Source organism: Ekhidna sp. (genome assembly GCF_965247405.1).
In the GTDB taxonomy this organism is placed as follows: domain Bacteria; phylum Bacteroidota; class Bacteroidia; order Cytophagales; family Cyclobacteriaceae; genus Ekhidna.
The window spans coordinates 2,673,633-2,697,174 of record NZ_OZ252014.1 but is presented as its reverse complement, the minus strand read 5'-3'; the positions used below and the strand labels follow the sequence as shown (position 1 = coordinate 2,697,174).

Genomic DNA, 23,542 nt, shown 5'->3' with positions numbered 1-23,542 from the left:
TTGTTGATGTTTGCTATTTATATAAAGATAGATCATTTGAAAGGGATAAATAAATATGCAGGCTTCTGGCCGAGGCTTCTTGCTCACAACATCGATTTACTTCCTATTCTACTTCTTTTCTACGGTGTGTCTTATATCGTTCCCAGTTCGGATTACGACTATTTAATTATCAGTGGGATTTATTTTGGTTATCATATTTTTTTTGAAGCTTCTGGTATGCAGGCCACACCGGGGAAAAAATGGGCCAAAATTCATGTGGATAGTCTCAAGCCGGGTACACCCCGTTTTATTCAATCTATGATAAGGAATATTTCGAAGGTACTCTCACTTTTGCTCTTTTTTGGAGGATTCGTTTTGATCTTTTTTAATAGCCAAAGACGTGCTTTACATGACTATATCGGTGGCACAGTGGTATTATTTGACGAAGATTGACTTAATTTCGCCCAGTGAAAGGTCTTCCTTCCAATTATCATTTATATTTCAGGTTAAATTTTAATCGGTCTAAGTACTATGAGTAACGAAAACACCCCAATTAAGCGGTTTGAAAGCTTTTTCGAAGGATTTATCTTCTGGAGCCGATGGGTGCAAGCACCCCTATATACAGGGCTAATCATTGCTTCCTTCTTTTACCTATACAAGTTTTTTGAGGAGCTACTTTATATGGTGAAATACACCACCATGTGGAATGAAACTAAAATGATGCTTAGTATACTTGGGCTGGTGGATATTTCGATGGTGATGAACCTTGTTGTCATGGTGACCATTGGAGGGTACTCCATATTCACTAGTAGAATAGATGTAGACATGCACGACGATAAGCCCCTTTGGCTGGAAGGTTTGGATGCAGGTCAATTGAAAATTAAGCTGGCCACTTCCCTGGCATCTATTTCCGGGGTATACCTTTTGAAAACATTCATTGACTATAGAAATGAAGTACAGAAAACATCCCCGGAAGGGATCGTAATTGAGATCGTTATCCACATGGTTTTCATTGTTTCGGCATTACTACTATCACAAACAGAAAAAATTACGCATAGTTACCACGCATCTCATGCTCCGAATGGTCATGATGATGTGGACGATGATCATGGTCACTAAGATTAATAAGAAAAACATTGAAGCCGGAGGTTGTAACTTCCGGCTTTTTTATTGGCTTTGGATTGGATTTACGATCAAAAAGTTATTTTTGCGATCCCTTGCGCACGTGGTGCCCGCCCGGAAGAACTTCCGTTCGGACGGGGAATTGGGCGCATCAGTCACGTTGAAATAAAGATTTGCCCAGGTGCTGAAACTGGTAGACAGGCATGGTTGAGGGCCATGTGTTCGTATGGACGTGCGGGTTCGACTCCCGCCCTGGGCACTATGTTTTATGCCTATATTTTAGAAAGCATAAAGACCAAATCTCATTATAAAGGTCACACCAAAGATCTTGATGAGAGAATTAAGCAGCACAATGCCGGCCAGACAAAGAGCACTAAACATAGAATCCCATGGAAACTGATTTACTTTGAATCTTTTGATACTAAAGAAGAAGCTATTCTCAGAGAAAAGTATTTTAAAACCGCTGCTGGAAGAAGGTTTATAAAAACATTAAATCTCTAAAAATTATGGAGAGGTTCGAATCTTCTCATGCCTGTCCGGTCGGTCAGGCAGGCGCACTTTTAATTTTTCAGTAGGTATCTGATATCCTCGATCATCCGTCTCATTTCCAGTTTCAGCGTACCATTGTAAATTCCCCTAATCCTTCTTTTCTGATCCACCAACACAATATTCTCAGTGTGGAGGAAATCATCCAGATCAGTCACCCCTTTGCCAAAGCCTTCATCCGCGAAGTAATCCAAACGTCCCATCTTATAGATTTCTTCCTGTTCACCTGTAACCAAATGCCACTGATCTGAATTGATGTCATTCTGAAGCGCATACACCTTCAGCCGCGCAACACTATCTGCCCATGGCATCACCGTATGGGACAATATTCCCACCTGATCATTTCCTTGAAATTCCTCTTGTATCAAAGAAAGGTTGGCTTCCATCTTTGGGCATACCGTGGGGCAAAGCGTAAAGAAAAAGTTGGCTACATAGACTTTACCATCAAATGTTTTATTTGTGATCAACTTGCCTTCCTGATTGATAAACTCAAAATCAGAGATGGTGTGAATCTTCCCATAGCGTGGGTCATCTTCGGCAATCCATTCTGCAGTGAAGGTTTCCTCACTGTAAAAGGGGAGATCAATCTCCGCTTTCTCCTTTTTAGATGTGCATGCGCCAATTAAAATGACAATGATAAGCATGAAATTTTTCATTGTTTTTCTCCTTTATATGGATCAACCGTTTGGGTCACTCCATCCAGCTTCGTGCATCTCTTTATGCCCATCAGCCCATACCTTCTTCCATTTTCACGAACGATATAATTGGATCTGACTTTGCCGTCCGGCCTCCAAACCTGCTGTCTTCCAAATTCTTTCCCATTGACGTAATTCATATCTGCAGCCAGTTCACCATCGCTATACCATTCTTTATGATTCCCTTCGCTAAAGCCGTTTACAAAGTAATACTCGAAAGCTTTGACACCATTCTTATGAAATCCTACATGGGTTCCATGTTTTTCCCCATTGAAATATGGCCTGACATAACGAACATCTCCATTTCCATAAAATGCAGTCATGTCACCATTCTGCTTACCATTCAGATAACCGATTTTCAAGGCGATGGTGTCGTTCTTATATCTATCTATCAAATAACCTGAAAAGGATTGTCCATCCATGAAAATGTCTCCGTTTTGTTTCTTAGTGATCATGGGGTTTGAAGCTGCAATAAAAACTTCAGGAATATCTATTTTGATTTCCTGATGAAGATTTACAATGCCAGAGTGTGACTCCTCACATGCCAACATAGTAATTATCAAAAATCCTAAAAGCAAAATTCGATTCATAGTCTAAAAAAGAGCCAACCGGAAAGTTGGCTCGTGACAATTGTTTATTGAGTAATAGTTCCAGCTTCACCATAAAAGCCATCTCCATTAATCCATGGAAGATCCTCGGTGATGTGATAATGATAGATGCCATCAGGAAAATCCGCAGTAGCATGGGAATGACCATGATAATCGTCCAGATCATCGTTAGTGATTGTTTCACCGTTTTCCATTGGGCCATATACCGGGAACCCATCCAAAAGAAAACCTAAAAAAGCATCAGATCCTTTGTTTTCCGTTAGCCAGATAGGTTCTATGTGATAGTGATAAGCATCCCCCGCCGGGTGTCCCTCATACTGATCAAATGTATTTAGCTCTTCTAAAATATCATCTCCAGGTGCAGCTTCTTGATTAAAGAAAACGATGCTATTTATCGCTACACCCATCGGACCCATTGGAGTGGATTCTTTTGTCTCAGCCTCCGTGGGATACCGTGGTATTTTAAAAACATAATTTTGTGCGGCAATCTCACCCGGATTCTTCTTAAAGTCAGGATTGTCCGGCTCATCATACGGCTCATACAGGGGGTCCTCCTCCGGATAATACATGCTCTTATGGTCAGGAAGATTTGATGAGGTGATAGTCACCCAGGTATCATCAAAAGTGACACTCACAGCATCTGTATGATAAAACTTTGAGGCCAAAGTGCTGATATCAACCGGGTCTGGCTCAGTCTCATCATCTTCAATTTCATCCTCTATCTCGTCTTCCATTTCATCAGCAGCATCATCGCTACCGCAGGCCACCAACATAAATGCACAGAAGGCAATTGCAGTGAGTTTAAAATTCATTTTTTTCATTATCGTCATTCTTTGTTTCTTAATTGACGACAAGATATGAGAAAACCCTCCCTTTGATTAGATTATTCATCCTTCTGCCACAACAAATCGGCAAACCAGAATCTCTCATCGTTAAATGAATGTAACTGGATAAACCCTGACTTTTCGGCCAATTCAGCAAGCTGGTTCTTATCGTATTTTTTAGAGACTTCCATAAAGATCGCCTCCCAGGCATTGAAGTGAATTTCTTCATCCATGATCGTCACCGTCTGATCAATTTTGCTGATCAGATAGCTTCTGCATTCTCCTGTATGTGGATTATAATATGGGTAATGCAAAAACTGATCTGTATCGAAGTTGCCATCCAGCTCAGCGTTGATGCGGTCAAGTAAATTTAAATTAAACGCTCTTGTAACTCCCTGTCTGTCGTTATACGCATTTAAAATGATGGCAGGATCTTTTTTAAGGTCAACTCCCATGAATAGCAAGTCTCCCTTCTTAAGAAATTTCTGAAGTTTGGAAAGAAAAGAAACAGCTTCTGACTCAGTGAAATTTCCAACATTAGAACCAAGGAAAAACACAATATCCTTTTCCGGACTCTCTGCTATTTCTGCCAAAGCATCAAAGTAATCCCCCTCATAGGGTTCGATTTTTAATCCTGGAATTTCAGCTTTCAGGTTGCCTTCCAATATTTCCAGAACGTTCCCTGAAATATCAACCGGAGTATAAGTAAAGTCCACACCTGCATCAATGAAATGTTTCAACAGAACTTTGGTTTTTAGCCCGTCACCAGCTCCCAACTCGATAATTCTAAATGGTTCAGTACCATTTATGGCCTCCAGAATTGCCTGTTTATGGGTTTGGAATATTTCAAGTTCCTTTCGCGTGAGGTAATACTCGTCCAGGTGCATGATTTGCTGAAACAACTCATCACCTTTTGCATCATAAAAGTATTTTGACGACAAATATTTGTTTTCAGCCTGCAGTCCTTCGAATACATCCTCTGCCAGGGGTGTTAGGGTCGTTAGTTCTTTTGTCATGTGAGTATCAAATATGCTTTGCTAAACGAATGCCCGAAAACATCCATCGCAGATGTGGATGAAAAAAATTACGATAAGTCGATCTAATATGGTTTTTTGTTGTTCCAAAAGAACCACCCCTGAGTACCATTTGGTTCACCATGAACTTTCCATTGTACTCCCCAAGGGCGCCCTCGGGAGGATTGTAGAACGGATATGCTATGTATGGACTGGATGTCCACTCCCAAACATTCCCGAAAAAATCAAAATTAGAAGTTTGGATTGGTCTGAATTGATGAGCATCCACAAAATTGGTTTCAGGCAAGATATTGGGAGAGTAAATGTTACACGCAGCTTCCCATTCTTGCTCTGTTGGTAGTCTGCAGTTCTTCCACCGTGCATAAGCATCCGCTTCGTAGTATGAAATGTGACAGAGTGGATCTTCTTCATTTACACGCTCATACCCATCTAATGTGTAATGCCACCACTCCCCTCCATCTTCCTGATGCCAGTAGCGTGGTGCTTTAACTTCATTTTCATTGACCCAATCCCAGGCCTCAGAGAGCCAAAGCATATGATCCCGGTAGCCACCGGCTTTCATAAACTCCATATACTCCCCATTGGTAACCAAACCCGAGGCTATCTGGTATTCGTGAAGGAACACTTTATGCCGGCCTTCTTCATTATCGAAATGGAAGCCCTCCCCTTCAAAACCTATCTTATAGAGGCCTTCATCCACATTTAACCATTCCTTAGGCGTATCGACCGTCTTTACTTTTCTTGCTTTTTGTGTGTATGGTGGATAGAGTGGGTTATCTCCCAGTATTCGCTTTATATCATATAAAAACAATTCCTGATGCTGTTGCTCATGGTTGCATCCAAGTACGACCACCTCACTTATCTCTTTTGAAAACTCTTTCCTTTCAAGAAACTGGCTCATTGCCTGATCAACATAAGCGCGATACTCAAAAACTTCTTTAACTGTCGGACGTGTGAGTTGTCCACGGTTGGCACGAGTCCATCTTTCCCCGGCCGAGATATAATAGCTATTAAACAGGAAAGGATACTTTGGATGAAACTCTTCATAATCACTCACATTTGGTTTCAAAACAAAGGTTTCGAAGAACCAGGTGGTGTGACCAAGATGCCATTTAAGGGGGCTCACATCCATTACTGGCTGAACCACAAAATCTTCGATCTCCAAAGGTTCGCACAAGTATTGCGTGTGAGCTCTGACGCTCCTAAATAGCTCTGAGAGATCGGTCTGAGTAGAAATTGTTGATTGCAAAACTATTTCGGGATTTTCTTCAATTTATAAATCTTAATAACACAATCCATGAAAAAATGTCTTTTCTTAAAAAAAGAAACCCTATCCCGCGTAAGCGAGACAGGGCCCTCAACTAACCAAAAAAGACTAGAACATATTGTTCTAATTGCTACGAGATAAGGGAATCAAAATCCCTGCCAGTTAGTTTATCGTATAGTGTTAAAGAATCTTAAAAAAGTGCTTATGCAAACCATGCTACCGACCGATGGTGGCCCCATTTACGCCGAAACAGATCTTACCGCCTTTATTTCCGAGCCTTGGAATGCCATTTCATCACTGGCTATTGTTTTGCCAGCTATCTATTGGGCTTTTAGACTCAAATGGCGAATAAAAGAATTTTCTTTTTTGTATTATCTCATGCCACTGCTCTTTCTGGGGGGAACGGGAAGCTTACTTTTTCATGCATCCAGATCATCACCCTTCCTTCTATGGATGGATGTATTACCAACGGCAATCGTTACCCTATCTGTAAGTGTTTACTTCTGGGATAAAATTCTTCCAAAAAGATGGCAGGTAGCTACGGTAGTAATCCCGTTCACATTTATACGGTTTGCGGTATTTGATTTCTATAGCGGCCAATTCGCTGTTAACTTGAACTACTTCATCACGGGATTTCTTATTTTCTTCCCCATCCTCTTTTACCTGTCAAAGCACCGGTATTGTCATTTTTCAGCCATATTAGTCTCAGTTATTTTTCTATCACTCAGTCTGGTGATGCGAAGAGTAGATTATTCTTTTGCCGAATGGATTCCTATGGGTTCACATTTCTTGTGGCACATCTTTAGTGGCATTGGTGCGTTTTATTTAGCAAAGTACCTTTACCTGATCCGTAAGGATGAACTTGAAACTAAAATTTTATGAAAATATTCTTCCTAATTCTTAGTCTGTTGTGGATTTTTCCCAACCACACCGATGACCAAACGGCACTGACCGGAGAAGAAATCCAGATGATTCTGGATCGGCATAATTACTGGCGTGCTGATGTAGGTGTGACTCAGAAACTTGAATGGTCGGACGAGATGGCTGACCTGGCCGCAGACTGGGCTAAAAAACTGAAAAGAAAAGGATGCGGCTGGGAACATCGGCCGGACAATAAGTACGGCGAAAATTTATTCAAGGGAACAGCTGGAGCTTTTGACGCTGCATATGTCGTGGATGCATGGGCCAGTGAAAAAGCGGATTATAATTACAACAAAAACAAATGCAAACCAGGAAAAATGTGTGGTCATTACACCCAGATCGTTTGGAACACCACAAAAAAAGTAGGCTGTGCCAAAATCACCTGCGATGGGATGGATATTTGGGTTTGCAATTACGATCCTCCAGGCAATTGGGTGGGAGAAAAGCCTTATTGATGCAACCTTACTAAACACAATATGTCTCTAACTAAAAAAATCAAAATGAAGACTTTTATAACCTTACTACTCACCGCTGTTTTAATTAGCCCGTCATTCGGACAAAAAAGAACAGTGGATGTTGGAAACTTTTCAGAACTCTCTTTGGGAGTGGCAGCCAATCTGTACCTAAAGCAAGGATCAAACACGCGTGTGGAAATCGAATGTGACGATGAAATCTTTGAAGACATAGAATTTGAAGTGAAAGGCGACCGGCTGGTGATAAAGAAGGAAGGCAGTTGGAGTTGGGGCAATGGTTGGAGGAAATCCGAAGTAACTATCTATGTGACAATGGACAAAATTGAGGGCCTTTCAGTAAGTGGAAGTGGAAACATTGAAGGAGAGGGGAAATTACAAACGGAGGATGTCCGGCTTTCCGTGAGTGGGTCAGGAGATATGGATCTGGAAATGGAAAGTGATGAATTGGACCTGCGCATCTCTGGCTCAGGTAGCATCAGCCTGAATGGCACTGCAGAAGAAGCTGAAGCCAGAATCAGTGGATCCGGAAGAATCAAAGCTGAGGATTTAACAGTAAGAACATTTCAAGCCAGAATCAGTGGGTCTGGCAGCTGCTATATCACAGCAACAGATGAAATTGATGCGAGTATTTCCGGAAGTGGAAGCGTGTATTATGCTGGTGATCCAAAAAGGGTAATTAGCAACTCTTCAGGTAGTGGGAAAGTAAGAAAGATCTAATGAATGAAAAATTGAAAATGAATAATTAGAGTCCGGGAGACCGGGCTTTTTTAGTATTCTATAATTTGATTTTTAGTTTTAAAATGTGAAACAATACGAAGAACAAACAACAGAATTGATACGAAAAGTATAGCAAAATACCACTCCCATCATCTGAAGGATTTACCATTCTTTTTGGATCATTATTATCTACAAAAAAGATGACTTATTGTCTTTCTCTTAAGTAATTATCTACCTCATCCCTATTTTTTAACGAGATTTCTTCTTTTTTCTGATATCCGATTCCTCTAACATAGTATGTGTAGTGAAGCTTGAGAAAAAGCTCTTTTTCTCCTCCTCTGATTCTATCCCATGGCCCCTCATGATTTGTCAGTTTACCTTCTACCCTAACCCGGTCAGTAAATCTTAATTCAAGGTAATTAGAGCCAGTAAAAAGAATTATAAAAAGTAATCCAATTGTTTTTACTGAAAAGAAAAATCCTATTCTCAATTCTTATAGATCTTACCCTCCTTCATCACAAACTTCACATCCTTCATCACTTCGATATCTTCCAGTGGATTTCCGGGCACAGCTACAATATCAGCCAGAAAACCGGCTTTCAGAGTTCCTATTTGATCTCCCATTCCAAGTAAAGTTGCATTATTTGAAGTGGCGCAAATGATCGTCTCCATTGCCGGCATACCAGCCTCAACCATGTAGATAAATTCCCTGGCATTTTCACCATGCTTAAAAACACCTGCATCTGTGCCAAAGGCGATAGGAACTCCTTTTTCATGTGCCCTTGCAAAAGTGCCCTGAATCTTTGGTCCAATGACCCTGGCCTTGTCTGCAACAACTTTCGGGTAATAACCCGGCTTTTTGGCGTTTTCAGCCACTTCCATCCCGGCAGTGATTGTTGGTACCAAAAAGGCATTTTTCTGAATCATCAGATCCATGGTTGCATCACTCATATAGGTACCATGCTCAATGGTCTTTACTCCATTTGCAACAGCCCGTCTCATCCCCTCATCACCATGCGCATGAGCAGCAACATGGAACCCTAAATCTGTAGCAGCATCTACGATCGCTTTGATTTCCTCTTCCTGAAAATGAGCACCATCTCCATCTTTTGCTACACTGAGCACGCCTCCTGTCGCTGATATCTTAATAACGTCAGCTCCGTTTTTATATCTCATCCGAACTGCTTTTCTAGCATCTTCAACACCATTTACCACACCCTCAATTGGTCCCGGATCGCCCATTAAATCCTGACGGTACCCATTCGTTGGATCGCCATGACCTCCGGTAATTTTTAAGCCTTCACCGGAAGTGAAGATCCTTGGCCCGACCACCACGCCCTCATTGATTGCATTTCTTAAAGCTATATTTACTCCGCTCCCGCCTAAATCCCTTACGGTGGTAAACCCAGCCATTAAAGTTTCCCTAGCATAATTTGTTGAGTTAAAAGCAATATCTGCTGGATTGTTGGTAAACCTTTTAAGGTAATTATCCGGACTTGTTTGACTTTCAATATGCACGTGCATATCTATCCATCCGGGCATCACTGTATGATTCTTGAGGTCGATAACCTGATCACCATCGTCAGGATTCGTATAGCCATTTTCAATCGCAGTGATCTGCTTTCCTTCCACGATAATGGATTTTTCGGTCATCACCTTTTTGGATACGCCATCAATGACTTTGCCAGCGTGAAGAATGGTTCGCTGAGCATAGAGTGATACAGCTGCAGAAAAAATGAATAAGGTTAGGGCTAGATTTTTCATATTAGTTAGGCCAAAAGCTTCTTGTACTTAATCCGTTTCGGTGCTTCGTCCCCAAGTCGCTTCTTCCTGTTTTCTTCGTATTCACTGAAATTTCCTTCAAACCAATACGCTTGCGAGTTGCCTTCGAACGCCAATATATGGGTTGCAATACGATCCAGGAACCAACGGTCGTGACTGATGACTACCGCACAACCTCCAAAGTTTTCCAACGCCTCCTCCAGTGCCCGGAGGGTATTCACATCCAAATCATTCGTTGGCTCATCTAACAGGATTAGGTTAGCTCCACGCTTCAGAGTCAGAGCTAAATGCACCCTGTTTCGCTCACCTCCTGATAAGGCGCTCACCTTTTTGCCCTGATCCTGTCCGGAGAAGTTGAACTTGCTCACATATGCACGAGCATTCATTTCCTTACCACCCAGATCAATGACTTCATTTCCTTCGGATATCACTTCATAAACTGATTTGTTTGGATCCAATTGATCATGCTCCTGATCCACATAGCTCATCACTACCGTTTCACCAACCTCGAAGGTTCCTTTATCCGGCTCCTCTTGTCCTGTGATCATTTTGAACAAGGTAGACTTACCAGCACCATTTGGTCCGATCACCCCAACGATACCTCCCTGTGGAAGACTAAATGACAGATCTTCGTAAAGTAGCTTATCACCATACCCTTTAGCTACTTCCTTTGCTTCGATCACCTTAGATCCTAACCTTGGACCAGGTGGAATATACAGCTCCAGGTTCTTTTCTTTTTCTTTGGCTTCTTCTCCTAGCAACTTATCATAAGCACTCAAACGGGCTTTGGCTTTGGCCTGACGTCCTTTTGGGCTCATTCGCACCCATTCCAGCTCTCGCTGAAGTGTTTTCTGCCGTTTCGATTCCTGCTTATCTTCCTGTGCAAGTCTTTTTTCTTTCTGCTCCAGCCAGCTGCTGTAGTTTCCTTTCCAAGGAATGCCCTCTCCCCGATCCAATTCCAAAATCCATCCAGCCACATTATCAAGGAAATATCTATCGTGGGTCACGGCGATTACCGTTCCTTCGTATTGTTGTAGATGTTGCTCTAGCCACAACACGGATTCTGCATCCAGGTGGTTGGTAGGTTCATCCAGAAGTAAAACATCTGGATGCTCTAGCAATAAGCGGCAAAGAGCCACTCTCCTTTTCTCTCCTCCTGATAAATTTTTAATCACTGCATCTTCTGGTGGAGTACGTAGTGCATCCATCGCTCGCTCCAGTTTATGATCTATCTCCCAGGCGCCTGTCGCATCCAGCTTTTCCTGGATCTGTCCCTGCTTTTCGATGAGTTTATTCATTTTATCCGGATCGTCCAGCACCTCTTGTTCCGTGAATTTGGCGTTTACTTCTTCGTATTGTTTCAAAAGATCATTGATTTCCTTCGCGCCCTCGCGAACTACTTCAATCACCGTTTTTTCAGGATCAAGCTCAGGCTCCTGTTCCAGCATTCCCACAGAATATCCATCTGAAAACGCCACATCCCCCTGATATTCTGTGTCTTTTCCTGCAATTATTCGCAACAAAGAGGACTTTCCTGCGCCATTTAGTCCTAAGACACCTATTTTAGCACCATAGAAAAATGACAAATAAATATTCTTGAGTACTTGTTTTTGCGGCGGGTAAATTTTGTTCACCCCCGACATTGAGAAGATGATCTTTTCGTCTGACATGCTTAAGTTTGATTAGAAATCGAATATACCACGCAATTTAAGAATTACACTCACCCTTGGACATCTTAGAGGTACCATTTGGATTTATAAAAGACAGCAAAGTTTTTCAGAAGGGCTGGGGCGGAAACGCTGACAGGGAGATCGGTGAAGTTCGTGATGAAGACACTGAAAAATCCGTGCAGTTTTTTCAGGACAGATTTGCCGACCTTGAGAAGAAGATCAGAGAGGTCACTGAAAAAATTGACTCTACAGAAAACAAGGGCTCATTCTTAATGAAGCTTGTGCACCTCAAAGAGCACCTACCTCAACACGACGGACTCGGTGATTATCAGGTTTTACACGATCAAATTATAAAGTATGAAAACCTGGTTAGAGATATCATCAAAAAAAATCGGGTCAGGAACACCGAAATAAAAACAGCCCTACTGGAGGAAGGCAAACAGATTGCTGAAATTGTAAATTGGAAAGAGGCAACCGAACTAGTTAATGACTTGAAAAGTCGTTGGATTAAAACCGGAAGCGCAGAAGAAGAAAAAAACGAAGAGTTGGAGGAAGCGTTCTGGGGGCAGGTAAAAGAATTTTTTGATCGAAAAAAGCAATTCTTCGAAGACAAGCAAAAACTGACAGAGCACCGTAAAAAACAGTACGAGGAGTTGGTTGAAGAAGCTAAGAAACTGGCTGATTTGCATGGTCAAGAGCGTTTCAATAAAGTGAAGGAGCTAAAGGAACAATGGAAAGAAACCGGTGGAATACCAGCTGAATTTTATAAACCGCTAAACACTGAGTTTAACAAAAACCTCAAAGGAAGGTCATTCAAGCCATCAATTGATTACTCTGATACGCTCCAAAAGCTAGAGGCTATAAAATCAGGGAAAGAGGCATTTGATGGTGAGGAGCTGGGGAAAATAAAAAAATTCCTTTTTAGAGATAAAGGCAGAAATCCGGATAAACAGAAATGCCTGGAACTGATCCAATTGCTTAATGAGCGTGCATTTGTTATCAAACTTTCGCAGAAGAGATTCCCTGACTTCTCTAAGCTGGAAGCAGATAAAAAGAAAAGTATCCGCAAGAGTATCATTAACGATCTAATCTCCCGTGATCAGGAAGATTTGAAGATTTATGAAGAAAATTCAGCTAATTTTTCCTCTGCCGATGGAAAAATGAACAAAATGGTTGAAAATAAGATTAGAAGTCAGAAGCGTAAGATTGAGATCAAGTCAAAATTGCTCGACTGGGTAGACTCAGGAGAATTTTGAATTTTTTAGCAACTTTTTCTTGCGTTTTAGTGTAAGAAAATTACCTTTCGATAAAGGAATTTTTTCTTAAGGCTCGTATAAAATATAATAATATATATTTGCGCGCATTATTAGAATAGGACTTAAAAACTGAGGCTAGAATATGTACTGGACACTAGAACTTGCATCTTATTTAGAAGACGCCCCATGGCCTGCCACCAAGGATGAACTTATTGATTATTCTATCAGATCCGGAGCGCCGCTGGAAGTAGTAGAAAACTTGCAGGAGCTAGAGGATGATGGACAGCCATTCGAAAACATCGAAGAAATTTGGCCTGACTATCCAACAAAGGAAGATTTCTTCTTCAATGAAGACGAATACTAGAAATAAAAAACATTGAAAAGAAGAGCCCTGTATTCAGGGCTTTTTTTGTTTATATGATCCCCTGCCGAATGCACATAGCCACCAGCTGGGTCGTATTCTTGCAGTCCGTCTTGGTCATCACATTCTTTCGATGGGTTTTTACCGTATGTGAGCTTATGTTCAGTTTGTCAGCAATTTCCTCATTGCTATTGCCAAATGATAACAACCTGAGTACATCCCGCTCCCGATGTGTGATATCCTGAACCAATAGTTTTTGCCCTCCATACATTTGATAAAAAAGGGTCTCATACTCATCGTTGGCATTTAAAATCTTAGCGGTGGCCTGGATAGGCAAGGTTTCATGCGCCTCCAATACAGAGTAGTGGGCCAAGCCAATTATTGGCTTTCCTTGGTCATCAAAAAACATCGGCGTGGTATGCTGAATGATGTTTTTGAACGTTTCGTTTCCATCTTTCACCCGATAGTTCCACGTATAGGTCATTCTCCTTCGATCTTCCAACGCAATATTCTCCATGGTGAAATCCATTAAATCCTTTAGCGATTGTAGCCAGGTATTCATTTCCTCCTGATGCATTCGGCTCCACCAAAATTTCATACCATTTTCCACCATATCATCAATATCCAGACGTATGGCCGGCTCAAAATTTTTGCTTACATATTCAAAAGACTGGTCACTGGTATTGGTCACACAAAAGAAAGTAGCACTGTGTGGAATAAGCTGATCGAGCTGCCTAAGCTTCTCTACATGTTTTTCAAGGGTCTCTCCTTTGAATTCTTTGAACGTAGCAAAAATGTCACTATACGAATCAACAATCCTCCTTTTCATAGACTGGTTTTGATAAACATTATCAATTGATAAACCAATCTAATAAAAGATTGCTATTTAAGCCTAATTCAAATCCTCAGGTGTCGTAATCTTAATATTGCCGTAGCTTCCATCAACCAGGCTAACAACGTTTCCTGCTACCTCAAACACACTTGCATCATCTGTAAATACTCCAGCTCCGGCTTTCTTGTAAGCTTCCTTCAGCCTTTTTACATCGAATGTTTGCGGTGTTTGTACCAATACGTAGTTGGAGCGGTCACGCGCAATGGAGGCTGTCCCCTCCAACTCCCTGATGGAGTCCTTTAACGCCACTACAGCCACACCCGACCCATGTTTTTCTGCTGCCTCAAAAGAATCACGGATGGTATCCGTAGATACAAAAGGTCTAACCGCGTCGTGAATGGCAACCAGTCCATCCTCAGAAATAAGCCCAAGACCAGATAAAACAGAAGCACTTCGGGTGATACCTCCGGTGGTAACCTGAATTTTTGCATCGGGAAAATATTGAAACCGGATGGCTTCCCACTGCTTGATGTGAGCTTCAGGAAGTACGACAATTACGCCAATATTTTGGTCATATGCGAAGAACTTCCGGATGGTGAGAATGATTATGGGTATTCCATCAATTGGCAGAAATTGCTTAGGCACATCGCTTTTCATACGTGTGCCTTTGCCTCCGGCCACTATGACGGCATATTTTTTCAAACCATTAGATAATCAGCATCGCGTCTCCGTAGCTGAAGAAACGATACTTTTCTTTGATGGCTATTTGGTAAGCCTCCTGAATTAATTCATATCCACCAAAAGCAGATGCCATCATCAAAAGGGTTGATTCTGGCAAGTGAAAGTTGGTGATCAGTGCGTCACAGATTTTGAATTCATATGGAGGGAAAATGAATTTGTCTGTCCAGCCGGAATTCTCTTTTAACAATCCATTAGCAGAGACAGATGATTCCAGCGTCTTCATTGCTGTAGTTCCCACTGCACAAATCTTGGATCTTTCAGACAAGGCTCTGTTCACTCTATCAGCGGTTGGTTTTTCTACCCAGTAATTTTCAGAATCCATCTTGTGCTTCGTCAGATCTTCCACATCCACCGGACGGAATGTACCTAACCCAACATGAAGGGTGATTGGGGCAGTGTCTATGCCGATAAGCTCTAAACGCTTCATCAATTGAGGAGTAAAGTGCATACCTGCTGTTGGAGCTGCCACTGCTCCTACATTCTTGGCATAAATCGTCTGAAACCGATCGCGATCTTCAGGTTCAGCTGAACGCTTAATTTCTTTCGGCAGAGGGGTTTCACCCAATGCATCGATCATTTTGTAAAATTGTTCATGATCTCCATCAAACAGGAATCGAATGGTACGACCTCTGCTGGTGGTGTTGTCGATTACCTCGGCAACCAACTCTCCATCACCGAAATAGAGCTTATTTCCTACACGAATTTTCCGTGCCGGATCCACCAATACATCCCACAACTTCATCTCGCTGTTCAGTTCACGAAGCAGGAATACTTCAATCTTTGCTCCGGTCTTCTCCTTGTTTCCATAAAGGCGAGCCGGAAATACTTTAGTATCGTTTATTACAAAGACATCATCCTCTTTAAAATAGTCGACAACATCTTTGAATGTTTTGTGTTCAATCTCGCCCGTGTCTTTGTGGACAACCATTAATCGAGAATCGTCACGGTTTTCAGTTGGGTGTAGGGCAATAAGACTAGATGGCAGGTCGAATTTGAATTCGGATAATTTCATTCCCATAGGAAAAAGGATCTATTTTAATGATCAAAAGAGCGCAAAATTAGCAAATATGTTTCACGTTTGTAACGTATCCTGCGTGAAACTCGTCAACTTACCTATTAACCGTTTGAAAAGCGCATTGACCGATCGCTATTTTGTAGAAAAAAGTGGGTTCTGATTCGCTACTTTTGTTTTGAGATAAAATACACACGTGAAAGTATTCAAATTAATCATCGAGAGTTTCCGATTTGCCTGGGGGGCACTGAAACAGAATATCCTGAGAACAACGCTATCCCTCCTTGGGGTAACCATCGGGATCTTTGCCATCATTGCCGTATTTACCCTGGTAGATTCCCTCGAGCGAAGCATCAAAGACAGCCTGAGCTTTTTGGATGCCAATAATTTGGATATTCGTCGTTTCCCATACGAATTTGGACCTGACATCCCCTGGTGGGAATACATCAAGCGGCCATACACGAACTATGAAGAATATGAGTTTCTCCGAAAGAACCTGAAGAATGCAGAAGGCATTACCATTTTTGCTGTAACCGGTGGTGAAACAGTGAAATTTGAAAGCAGTAGCTACACGGATGTTTCGCTATTTGGAATCGCTCACACGCACCAAGATGTGTATGACATGGCAAGCGATGTGGGTGAAGGGAGATATTTTACCGCTGCTGAATCGTACACTGCCAAGAATGTGGCGATGGTCGGGCATCTGATTGCTGAAAAGCTTTTTCCTCGAGGAGATGCAATAGGGAATGAAATCAAAATCAAAGGGCTGAAATATGTCATCATCGCAGTGATGGAAGAAGAAGGAGAGGGCATTTTTGGTGACACTGGCAATGATGAAAGTATCTACATTCCATACACGTCATTTAAAAAGCTTTTTTATTCCGGCAGGAACCGGGGGGTGGAAACGCTGGTGAGCGTAAAAGGCCGACCAGATGATGTGGGATTAGTTGAGCTTGAAGCCGAAATCACCGGTCTACTTCGCACGAAAAGAGGACTGAAACCCAAAGAAAAAAACAACTTCTCAGTCAATCGACAGGATGCCATCATGAACATCATCGGCTCTACGTTTGATGTAATTGGGGTGGCCGGATGGGCCATCGGTGGCTTTTCCATTCTGGTAGGCGGATTTGGTATCGCCAATATCATGTTTGTGTCTGTTCGAGAACGAACCAACATCATTGGTATACAAAAATCACTGGGGGCGAAAAACTACTTTATCCTGTTTCAATTTCTTTTTGAGGCCATCTTCCTCAGCTTGATTGGCGGTGGCGTGGGATTATTCCTGGTGTGGTTGCTATCCCTTGCCAGTCTGGGCAATCTTGACCTGGTGCTTACTTTAGGTAATGTGGTACTGGGACTTGGCGTGGCAGGAATCATCGGGGTGATCTCTGGGATTGTGCCTGCATTGATGGCGGCAAGGCTGGATCCGGTGATCGCCATTAGGACGACCGGGTAATTTGCTCAGTTCGATCCCTTAAATAGTGACTCTGAACCAGCTGATTCAGATGAATCCTGGAATCAACTAACTTAAATTTCAGCTGCTGAGGTAATGCACCAAAGAGCGGCACACCACCACCTAACAGGATGGGTATCTGTGTCAGGATCATCTCATCGATCAGGTCTTCCCGGAGAAACTGCTGCACGGTGATTCCGCCATCAATGTACAACCGGTGATATCCTTTTTGATGGATAGCATCTAAAACGTCTGACAACTGCCCTCCTACCAAAAAGGCTTTGCCTTCATATTTCCCGGGCAGCTCCTTTAGTGAATTGCTCAAGACAAACACCGGTTTTTGATAGGGCCATTCTACATCAAATCCATCCACCACTTCAAATGTTTTTCGGCCCATCACCAACGCATCGATCCGATCCATGAAATCAAAATACCCCATGGAGTCTCCCTCCGGATTGGGGACCATATCCAGCCAGTCCAGCCCACCGTCTTTATCTGCGATGTAGCCATCCAGGCTGACGCCTAAGTAAATGCTGTTTTTGGGTTGCATACGAGACTAAAATTAACAAACAAAAAAGGCAAGCCTCCTAGCTTACCTTCCCTTAAAACGATCAAGGATTGTTTCTTAGCTGTTCAGCTTCTCCTTTATTTTTTTCTCAAGCTCATCCATTAACTCAGGATTGTCTTCTATCAGGGCTTTTACCGCATCACGTCCCTGCCCTAGCTTGTTTCCATCATACGAAAACCAGGAGCCTGATTTTTGAACGACATCCAATTCCACACCGATATCGATGATCTCCCCGCTTTTGCTGATGCCCTTGCCATACATGATATCAAACTCCACCATTTTGAATGGAGGTGCTACTTTATTTTTTACCACCTTCACTCGTGTGCGGTTGCCCATTACATTATCTGCCGATTCTTTGATTTGCCCAATGCGTCTGATATCCAAACGAACAGATGCATAAAATTTAAGTGCATTACCTCCGGTCGTTGTTTCCGGGTTACCAAACATCACCCCGATCTTCTCACGTAGCTGGTTGATGAAAATACACGAGCAGCCGGTCTTATTAATGGTACCTGTCAGTTTTCTCAGGGCCTGTGACATCAATCGTGCCTGCAAGCCCATCTTGCTGTCGCCCATCTCTCCTTCCAGCTCACCTCGAGGTACCAAAGCAGCCACCGAGTCAATCACAATGATATCCAGAGCCCCCGATCGGATCAGGTGCTCGGCAATTTCCAACGCCTGTTCTCCATTGTCCGGCTGTGAGATCAATAAGTTTTCGGTATCAATGCCCAGTTTTTCCGCATAGGACTTATCAAATGCATGCTCAGCATCGATGATAGCAGCCATCCCTCCAGCTTTCTGCGCTTCGGCAATGCAGTGCATGGCCAATGTAGTTTTACCAGACGATTCCGGCCCATATACCTCGATGATCCGTCCTCGAGGGATACCTCCCACTCCAAGCGCCATATCCAGACTCAAGGATCCGGTAGAGATGGTTGGAACATCCATTACCTTCTCGTCGCTTAATTTCATCACGGTTCCTTTACCGTAGGTTTTTTCCAGCTTGTCAATGGTGATCTGGAGGGCTTTCAGTTTGTCTTGTGATTCGGCCATATATGCGTTGGGTCTATTTTTAAAATCAAACAAAATTAGTCTTTTCACCCCTACCGAAAAAGCTATTTTGCTAAAAATATTAGGAAAGGCATTTATTCATAATTTAAGTGTTCACAACCCTTTTCACAAATTTATCGTTATACCTTTTACTTCTATGTATAATGAACTTCTATGTTATCAAAAAATTTAACTGCGGCCTCCTCCCGGCCTATCATCTTGGGAATCCTGAAACAGGGCACCAGCTACGGCTATCTGATCATAAAGAAGCTGAAGGAACTTTCGGGTGGAAAAATCGAATGGTCGGACGGTATGCTCTATCCGGTACTTCACAAACTTGAGAAGGAAAACCTGATTAAAGCCAAGTGGGAGCTGGCAGAAAATGGACGTCCAAGAAAATATTATACCATTACAGACCTTGGCAAACAGGAGCTGATCAACGAAGAAAAACAGTGGAACCAGGTAAACGCGGTGCTCTCAGTCTTATGGAAACAAAATCATTCAACCACCTAATCCATGTTCGATCTCGAAAAATCCATCAAAGACTGGCTCCAGTCATTTCAAAAATATGAGGCGTTCAATCATGCCTCCAGACACGAAATGGAATTACATCTTCGAGACCACATAGATGATCTTTTGGGTTCCGGTCTCACTGAGGAAGAGGCATTCGAGCAGGCGATAACCTCGTTTGGATCCGTTTCCAAGGTTGCCACCGAAAGCCATTATGTAAACAAACGTACCTACTCAAACGCTACTATTATGCTATTCAATCACCTCAAAGTGGCATTCAGAAATTTCAGAAAGCATGCCTCCTTTTCATTTTTAAACATTGTCGGGCTTACCCTAGGGATCACTGTAGTATTCCTAATTACATTCTTCGTTACGGACGAACTGAGCTTTGATCAATTTCATGAAAAAAAGGATGTGCTCTACCGAATAGTTGAGACTCAGCACTATGAAGGTCAGGATGATTTCCCGGTCGCCGTGACCCCCACTCCGCTGGCACCAGTCATAAGAGAGACCTACCCCGAAATCGTGCGATCAACCCGTGCAGCAATTAACTATGACAATTTCAAAATCGCAGACAGAGAAATCAGCGAAGGTCCAGGATTGTGGGTGGATAAGGACTTCTTCGACATGTTCACCTTTCCGCTGGTGTCAGGATCGGTTCACGATTTTAAGAATCAGCTCAATGCCCTCGTTTTGACAGAAGAATTAGCGAAAAAGTACTTTAAGGAAAACGATCCTGTCGGAAAAACCATAACCATCAATGAGGAATCCTATGAGATAATAGCTGTGATTGAAAATGTACCCGACAATTCACATATCGCATTTGATTACGTGACCAACTTTGAGCACTTCTTGGCTGAAGATACTGGCAGAGCGAATAACTGGGGGTCTAATTGGCTGTATACCTTCATCGAATTGGATAAAAATGTTGATCCAGATCTTCTTAATGATAAAATAACCGATGTAATTACCGATAATACGCCTGAAGCAGTTGCAAATATTGATCTGTATATACAGCCCTTACCCGAAATCTATCTAGATGAGATTGACTACACGGCTGAAACCTCGCGGCATGGGGAGATGGCCTATGTGAAGATTTTCTCATTAGTTGCCGTCTTTATTCTCATCATCTCATGCATCAATTTCATGAATCTATCGACCGCCAGAGCGACCCGGAGGATGAAGGAAGTAGGTCTTAGAAAAACCGTTGGCGCAAGTCGGTCGCAGCTCATCGTGCAGTTTCTAAGTGAATCGATCTTAATGTCTTTGATTGCTGTTGCATTAGCCTCTCTTCTTGTGATGCTTATACTTCCTTCATTCAATGAGCTTGCCTCCAAACAATTTGAGGTAGTCTCATTGATATCCGGTGGTCAAGGGTTGAACATTCTTATCGGTATTGTTTCACTCGCACTGTTGACAGGGCTGATCGCCGGATGTTATCCTGCCTTCTATTTGAGTGCTATTAAGCCTTCCAACACCCTGAAAAGCAATTCAAGCTCTCCGAAAGGAGGCCTTCTTAGAAAAACATTGGTCGTGATCCAATTTTCGATCTCCGTGACACTAATCATCAGTACGCTAGTGGTCTATCAGCAGTTTGACTACATCCAAAATGCTGATATAGGTTACAATAAGGATCATGTTGCTTACACATTTGTTGCTCCAAATAAAAGCCAGCTTTTCAACGAACAAGTCAGAAGCCTCTCAGGCATTCAAAGCGTAGGATCATCTAATCGCCATCCCGGATATATTTATTCAAGTAGCTCAGGATTTTCATGGCCTGGAAAAAATCCAGATGACAAAATTTTGATCCACTACATGAGTATCGATGAAAACTACATCCCTACTATGCAAATGAATTTGAAAGCCGGCAGAAATTTTAGCAGCACGGATTCTGCAGCCGTCATTGTGAATGAGCGGGCGGCTGAGATTATGGGATACGAGGAGCCCATTGGAGAGACGGTAACAGGTACCATTGATTACAAAATCGTTGGACTGCTTTCAGACTTCAATTTCAAGTCAATTCACACCTCCATAGAGCCTATGGTTATATTCAGATCGAACCAATTGAATAGAACTTACATCAAATACAACCCCATGCAGGAAGAAACTGTACATGCTAAAATTGAAAAAGTTTGGAATGATCTATTCCCCAATAGAGAATTAACCATGCACTACCTCGATGCTGATTTTAATGACATGTATATGGCTGAAAAACGAACGGGAAACCTGGCAGCCTATTTTGCCTTGCTTGCTATTTTAATTTCATGCCTTGGGCTTTTTGGCCTGGTTTCATATGCTGTGGTGCAGCGAAAGAAAGAAATTAGTGTCAGGAAAGTACTTGGTGCTTCCGTGCCTAACCTGTTTGCCTTGTTGGCTTTTGATTTTTCCAGACTCGTTTTAGTGTCTTTATTTATCGCACTACCGCTGGGGTGGTTGATGATGGAAAACTGGCTTCAGTCCTATGCCTATCGAATAGATCTTTCTGTCTGGGTATTTGTATTTTCTGCGATAGCTGGATTTGCAGTCGCCTTTTTGACGGTCAGCTATCAGTCTATCAAAGCAGCCTTGAACAACCCTGTCAATGCTCTTCGTACGGAGTAGCTAATAAGTCCTCTAAAATCCCATAATTAAGCATTATGCTTACCTGATCTTACGCATTTACACCGATTATCTAAAAATTCATACCATCCATCGAACGGCGCCAACTTGTGCGGGATTTTTGAGTTTTATTTAAACAAATAAACCGCCAGACATATGACAAACGCTTTACTCATCAAAAACGAGGGGCTGATGTATTCAGTCTCATTTCCTTCCCGGACTTCCCTGATCGATTTTATTGAAACGGATATTCAACACACCCGATCTTCCTTTGATCACAAGGTGATGATCTACGAAGATCAACTGAACGCACTTCGATCATGGGCGGCTGAAAAAAATCTGGAGACATTAGAGTTTACACCAACACAAATTAGCGCTTAATCACCTAATAGGTATTTTGGAGTTTGAATCCGGCAAATGTCGTCCGGATATTTCATCTCCAAAGCTTCTTCATTATCTTGTCGATCCATTAACCTGATCAGCGACCATGGATAATAATGGGTATGAGCAAGTATACAAGCAATTGAAGCACCTAAAAACGGTCATCAATTTCAAAAAGATGATGACCGAATCCCACCTCAATGTGGTCTTCATGGGCAATGTAACTCAGGCCACCATCGACGGGATCACTGATATGATCTCTGAGGACCTTAGTACCCGAAATGAAAACCGGCGGGTTACCAAAAGGGTCTATCACGTGATGATGGAATCCCTCCAAAACATTTGCAAGCATGCGGATAGTCAGTCTGAAGAGGAATCCAATTCTCTTGAACAAGGCCTTGTGAAGAAAGGGATATTCCTGATTGGTCATAATGAGAATGAATACTTCATCACAACCGGGAATAATATTGAAATTAAAAGTGCAGTAACACTTCGCGATGTTCTGGATAATATCAATTCACTGGATGCAGATGGAATTAAACAGCTATACAGAGATGCCATGATGAACTCAGAGATTGGTGATACCGGTGGTGCAGGGCTGGGATTTATTGATATTGCCAAAAAAACCGGCACCAAATACGAGTATTACTTTGAGCCGGATAATGAGGTTTCCTGCTTCTTTATTTTGACGATGCGTGTGGCTAAAGCTAATGAAGAAGCTTAAGCAGTTTCATTCCCATTCGTCACCTGCTCTTCCTTAGGTACATAATGAATCGCATAGATCATGTAGCCTCCAAGCGCAGTTCCAATAGGAAATTTGAATAATAAAAGTACCGCAGGGACAATCGCAAACTTCTTACCCCATGACTGCTGAGTAGCCAGGCCGTACCCGGAAATCACAAAAACGACCAATGCAAGAGTTTGAAGGATCGGTAGCATATAAAGCAAATTCTGCGGAGGATGTATTTCCATAAACATGACGTCAAAATGCCTGATCTCGTGCCATAGATCACTATGACTGATCATGTCCACAAAAAAGAAAGTAGAAATAGATAATGGCACCAGAATGAGCCCAATAACAATAAAAATTTTACCAATGATTCGAAGGTTGTTGTCGTGATCTTTTAAGTCCATGAGTAAAA

27 protein-coding genes and 1 tRNA gene are annotated in these 23,542 nt (G+C 42.2%); 14 read left to right on the top strand and 14 right to left on the bottom strand.

What is annotated here, in order from left to right:
* Positions 1–6: 6 nt before the first annotated feature.
* The 4 genes from ACP14Y_RS12240 (at position 7) to ACP14Y_RS12225 (ending at position 1,602) form a co-directional block, all read left to right on the top strand.
* Positions 7–432 carry an RDD family protein gene (locus ACP14Y_RS12240; protein WP_424963246.1) on the top strand — a complete coding sequence of 142 codons (426 nt, stop codon included), beginning with the start codon at positions 7–9 and terminating at the stop codon, positions 430–432.
* Positions 433–510: 78 nt separating this feature from the next.
* Entirely contained in the window at positions 511–1,098 is a 588-nt protein-coding gene (locus ACP14Y_RS12235) for a TIGR00645 family protein (RefSeq protein WP_424963245.1), read from the top strand.
* A gap of 178 nt (positions 1,099–1,276) precedes the next feature.
* Positions 1,277–1,360, top strand: a tRNA-Leu gene (locus ACP14Y_RS12230).
* Positions 1,318–1,602, top strand: a complete 285-nt coding sequence (locus ACP14Y_RS12225) for a GIY-YIG nuclease family protein (RefSeq protein ID WP_424964436.1) — start codon at positions 1,318–1,320, stop codon at positions 1,600–1,602. Before ACP14Y_RS12230 ends, ACP14Y_RS12225 begins: the two co-directional genes overlap by 43 nt.
* Positions 1,603–1,661: 59 nt before the next feature.
* Here the strand turns inward: ACP14Y_RS12225 and ACP14Y_RS12220 are convergent, their stop codons facing one another.
* The 5 genes from ACP14Y_RS12220 to egtB all read right to left on the bottom strand — a co-directional run bounded on the left by ACP14Y_RS12220 (position 1,662) and on the right by egtB (position 6,057).
* The gene (locus tag ACP14Y_RS12220) at positions 1,662–2,303 is read right to left on the bottom strand and encodes an SCO family protein (RefSeq protein ID WP_424963244.1); all 642 of its coding nucleotides are present in this window, start codon (positions 2,301–2,303) and stop codon (positions 1,662–1,664) included.
* Positions 2,300–2,932 carry a toxin-antitoxin system YwqK family antitoxin gene (locus ACP14Y_RS12215; RefSeq protein WP_424963243.1) on the bottom strand — a complete coding sequence of 211 codons (633 nt, stop codon included), beginning with the start codon at positions 2,930–2,932 and terminating at the stop codon, positions 2,300–2,302. The genes ACP14Y_RS12220 and ACP14Y_RS12215 overlap by 4 nt, the downstream gene beginning before the upstream one ends.
* A gap of 44 nt (positions 2,933–2,976) precedes the next feature.
* The gene (locus ACP14Y_RS12210; RefSeq protein WP_424963242.1) at positions 2,977–3,762 is read right to left on the bottom strand and encodes a YHYH protein; all 786 of its coding nucleotides are present in this window, start codon (positions 3,760–3,762) and stop codon (positions 2,977–2,979) included.
* Between the two features lie 71 nt (positions 3,763–3,833).
* Positions 3,834–4,790, bottom strand: coding sequence for an L-histidine N(alpha)-methyltransferase (egtD, locus tag ACP14Y_RS12205; RefSeq protein WP_424963241.1), 957 nt, complete (start codon positions 4,788–4,790; stop codon positions 3,834–3,836).
* A gap of 7 nt (positions 4,791–4,797) precedes the next feature.
* Positions 4,798–6,057: an ergothioneine biosynthesis protein EgtB gene (gene egtB / locus ACP14Y_RS12200; RefSeq protein ID WP_424963240.1), complete on the bottom strand. Its 1,260-nt coding sequence runs from the start codon at positions 6,055–6,057 to the stop codon at positions 4,798–4,800.
* Positions 6,058–6,279: 222 nt separating this feature from the next.
* On the opposite strand from egtB, the gene ACP14Y_RS12195 reads away from it, so the two are divergent.
* Genes ACP14Y_RS12195 through ACP14Y_RS12185 form a run of 3 tightly spaced genes read left to right on the top strand, consistent with a single transcriptional unit; the run spans position 6,280 to position 8,186 of the window.
* Positions 6,280–6,957, top strand: a complete 678-nt coding sequence (locus tag ACP14Y_RS12195) for a ceramidase domain-containing protein (protein WP_424963239.1) — start codon at positions 6,280–6,282, stop codon at positions 6,955–6,957.
* A complete protein-coding gene (locus ACP14Y_RS12190; RefSeq protein WP_424963238.1) occupies positions 6,954–7,451 on the top strand; it encodes a CAP domain-containing protein in 498 nt (165 codons plus the stop codon). The genes ACP14Y_RS12195 and ACP14Y_RS12190 overlap by 4 nt, the downstream gene beginning before the upstream one ends.
* A gap of 45 nt (positions 7,452–7,496) precedes the next feature.
* The gene (locus ACP14Y_RS12185) at positions 7,497–8,186 is read left to right on the top strand and encodes a head GIN domain-containing protein (protein WP_424963237.1); all 690 of its coding nucleotides are present in this window, start codon (positions 7,497–7,499) and stop codon (positions 8,184–8,186) included.
* Between the two features lie 205 nt (positions 8,187–8,391).
* Here ACP14Y_RS12185 and ACP14Y_RS12180 read toward each other — a convergent pair whose 3' ends face one another.
* From ACP14Y_RS12180 to ettA, 3 genes are read right to left on the bottom strand one after another with little or no spacing between them, the layout of a single operon-like run.
* Positions 8,392–8,676 (bottom strand): hypothetical protein, encoded by a 285-nt coding sequence (locus ACP14Y_RS12180; RefSeq protein ID WP_424963236.1) that lies wholly within the window; start codon positions 8,674–8,676, stop codon positions 8,392–8,394.
* A complete protein-coding gene (locus tag ACP14Y_RS12175) occupies positions 8,673–9,950 on the bottom strand; it encodes an amidohydrolase family protein (RefSeq protein ID WP_424963235.1) in 1,278 nt (425 codons plus the stop codon). Before ACP14Y_RS12175 ends, ACP14Y_RS12180 begins: the two co-directional genes overlap by 4 nt.
* A 5-nt stretch (positions 9,951–9,955) precedes the next feature.
* Positions 9,956–11,638, bottom strand: coding sequence for an energy-dependent translational throttle protein EttA (ettA, locus tag ACP14Y_RS12170; RefSeq protein WP_424963234.1), 1,683 nt, complete (start codon positions 11,636–11,638; stop codon positions 9,956–9,958).
* 56 nt (positions 11,639–11,694) lie between these two features.
* Between ettA and ACP14Y_RS12165 the strand changes: the two genes are divergently transcribed.
* Both ACP14Y_RS12165 and ACP14Y_RS12160 read left to right on the top strand, forming a co-directional pair.
* Positions 11,695–12,894, top strand: coding sequence for a DUF349 domain-containing protein (locus ACP14Y_RS12165; protein ID WP_424963233.1), 1,200 nt, complete (start codon positions 11,695–11,697; stop codon positions 12,892–12,894).
* 142 nt (positions 12,895–13,036) lie between these two features.
* Positions 13,037–13,258 carry a DUF2795 domain-containing protein gene (locus ACP14Y_RS12160; protein ID WP_089356648.1) on the top strand — a complete coding sequence of 74 codons (222 nt, stop codon included), beginning with the start codon at positions 13,037–13,039 and terminating at the stop codon, positions 13,256–13,258.
* 49 nt (positions 13,259–13,307) lie between these two features.
* Here ACP14Y_RS12160 and ACP14Y_RS12155 read toward each other — a convergent pair whose 3' ends face one another.
* The 3 genes from ACP14Y_RS12155 to queA all read right to left on the bottom strand — a co-directional run bounded on the left by ACP14Y_RS12155 (position 13,308) and on the right by queA (position 15,840).
* Complete coding sequence (locus tag ACP14Y_RS12155) at positions 13,308–14,084, bottom strand: response regulator transcription factor (protein ID WP_424963232.1); 777 nt, start codon at positions 14,082–14,084, stop codon at positions 13,308–13,310.
* Positions 14,085–14,147: 63 nt separating this feature from the next.
* Positions 14,148–14,789 (bottom strand): 2-C-methyl-D-erythritol 4-phosphate cytidylyltransferase, encoded by a 642-nt coding sequence (locus ACP14Y_RS12150; RefSeq protein ID WP_424963231.1) that lies wholly within the window; start codon positions 14,787–14,789, stop codon positions 14,148–14,150.
* A 4-nt stretch (positions 14,790–14,793) separates the two neighbouring features.
* Positions 14,794–15,840, bottom strand: coding sequence for a tRNA preQ1(34) S-adenosylmethionine ribosyltransferase-isomerase QueA (queA, locus tag ACP14Y_RS12145; RefSeq protein ID WP_424964435.1), 1,047 nt, complete (start codon positions 15,838–15,840; stop codon positions 14,794–14,796).
* 196 nt (positions 15,841–16,036) lie between these two features.
* Here queA and ACP14Y_RS12140 point away from each other — a divergent pair, with 196 nt between their 5' ends.
* Positions 16,037–17,296: an ABC transporter permease gene (locus ACP14Y_RS12140; RefSeq protein WP_424963230.1), complete on the top strand. Its 1,260-nt coding sequence runs from the start codon at positions 16,037–16,039 to the stop codon at positions 17,294–17,296.
* Here ACP14Y_RS12140 and ACP14Y_RS12135 read toward each other — a convergent pair.
* Both ACP14Y_RS12135 and recA read right to left on the bottom strand, forming a co-directional pair.
* Positions 17,280–17,843, bottom strand: a complete 564-nt coding sequence (locus tag ACP14Y_RS12135; RefSeq protein ID WP_424963229.1) for a dihydrofolate reductase family protein — start codon at positions 17,841–17,843, stop codon at positions 17,280–17,282. The genes ACP14Y_RS12140 and ACP14Y_RS12135 overlap by 17 nt on opposite strands.
* Positions 17,844–17,918: 75 nt before the next feature.
* Positions 17,919–18,914, bottom strand: a complete 996-nt coding sequence (recA, locus tag ACP14Y_RS12130) for a recombinase RecA (protein WP_424963228.1) — start codon at positions 18,912–18,914, stop codon at positions 17,919–17,921.
* Positions 18,915–19,085: 171 nt separating this feature from the next.
* On the opposite strand from recA, the gene ACP14Y_RS12125 reads away from it, so the two are divergent.
* The 4 genes from ACP14Y_RS12125 (at position 19,086) to ACP14Y_RS12110 (ending at position 23,124) form a co-directional block, all read left to right on the top strand.
* Positions 19,086–19,424, top strand: a complete 339-nt coding sequence (locus tag ACP14Y_RS12125; protein ID WP_424963227.1) for a PadR family transcriptional regulator — start codon at positions 19,086–19,088, stop codon at positions 19,422–19,424.
* Between the two features lie 3 nt (positions 19,425–19,427).
* Positions 19,428–22,022 carry an ABC transporter permease gene (locus ACP14Y_RS12120; protein ID WP_424963226.1) on the top strand — a complete coding sequence of 865 codons (2,595 nt, stop codon included), beginning with the start codon at positions 19,428–19,430 and terminating at the stop codon, positions 22,020–22,022.
* Between the two features lie 153 nt (positions 22,023–22,175).
* Positions 22,176–22,400 carry a hypothetical protein gene (locus ACP14Y_RS12115; protein ID WP_424963225.1) on the top strand — a complete coding sequence of 75 codons (225 nt, stop codon included), beginning with the start codon at positions 22,176–22,178 and terminating at the stop codon, positions 22,398–22,400.
* Between the two features lie 106 nt (positions 22,401–22,506).
* Complete coding sequence (locus ACP14Y_RS12110; protein ID WP_424963224.1) at positions 22,507–23,124, top strand: SiaB family protein kinase; 618 nt, start codon at positions 22,507–22,509, stop codon at positions 23,122–23,124.
* Here the strand turns inward: ACP14Y_RS12110 and ACP14Y_RS12105 are convergent.
* Positions 23,121–23,534: a hypothetical protein gene (locus tag ACP14Y_RS12105; RefSeq protein ID WP_424963223.1), complete on the bottom strand. Its 414-nt coding sequence runs from the start codon at positions 23,532–23,534 to the stop codon at positions 23,121–23,123. The two genes, ACP14Y_RS12110 and ACP14Y_RS12105, sit on opposite strands and share 4 nt — an antisense overlap.
* Between the last annotated feature and the right edge of the window lie 8 nt (positions 23,535–23,542).